This window comes from Flavobacterium tructae (assembly GCF_002217475.1).
In the GTDB taxonomy this organism is placed as follows: Bacteria; Bacteroidota; Bacteroidia; order Flavobacteriales; family Flavobacteriaceae; genus Flavobacterium; species Flavobacterium tructae.
In genome coordinates this window covers 1-1028 of sequence record NZ_MUHH01000075.1, presented here as the reverse complement: position 1 = coordinate 1028, position 1028 = coordinate 1, and the positions used below count along the sequence as shown (strand labels likewise).

Here is a 1028-nt window from a genome sequence, read left to right as displayed (position 1 = left end):
GCAGTAGTACTTGCACAGTTGGCAGGGGTTGCTCCTTCTTCACAGATTTCATAAGTGATTTGGTAGGTTCCTGTTACAGTGTTTGGATCTAGAGTTAGTACTCCGTTGGCATCAATGCTCAATGGTCCTGTTTTAATTGGGGTTACATTGGTATTGGCTGCGGTTACCGGCTGTCCGTTTAGGCTATCGTTTGTTGTTACGTTTCCAATTGTGGTTGCTGTTGTTGTACCCGGTGTTTGTACTGGGTAGCTATTGTCAACGTTGGCTACGATTGGGTTTTTAACTTCAACAGTGGCCGTAGCTGTAGCACAGTTGGCAGGGGTTGCTCCTTCTTCACAGATTTCATAAGTGATTTGGTAAGTTCCTGTTACAGTGTTTGGATCTAAAGTTAGTACTCCGTTAGCGTCAATGCTCAATGGTCCTGTTTTGATTGGGGTTACATTGGTATTGGCTGCGGTTACTGGCTGGCCGTTTAAGGTATCGTTTACTGTTACGTTTCCAACTGTGGTTGCCGTTGTTGTACCCGGTGTTTGAACTGGGTAGGTATTGTCAACGTTGGCTACAATTGGGTTTTTAACTTCAACAGTTACCGTAGTACTTGCACAGTTGGCAGGGGTTGCTCCTTCTTCACAGATTTCATAAGTAATTTGGTAGGTTCCTGTTACTGTATTTGGATCTAAGGTCAATACTCCGTTAGCGTCAATACTCAATGGTCCTGTTTTGATTGGGGTTACATTGGTATTGGCTGCGGTTACCGGCTGTCCGTTTAAGGTGTCGTTTGTTGTTACGTTTCCAATTGTGGTGGCTGTTGTTGTACCCGGTGTTTGAACTGGGTAGCTGTTGTCAACGTTGGCTACGATTGGGTTTTTAACTTCAACAGTTGCAGTAGTACTTGCACAGTTGGCAGGGGTTGCTCCTTCTTCACAGATTTCATAGGTGATTTGGTAGGTTCCTGTTACAGTGTTTGGATCTAAAGTTAGTACTCCGTTAGCGTCAATACTCAATGGACCTGTTTTAATTGGGGTTAC

The 1028-nt window shown here is 44.3% G+C and carries 1 pseudogene; it reads right to left on the bottom strand.

The features are described 5' to 3' along the window. Window positions 1-1028, bottom strand: a pseudogene (locus tag B0A80_RS20905) (hypothetical protein); the annotation flags it as partial.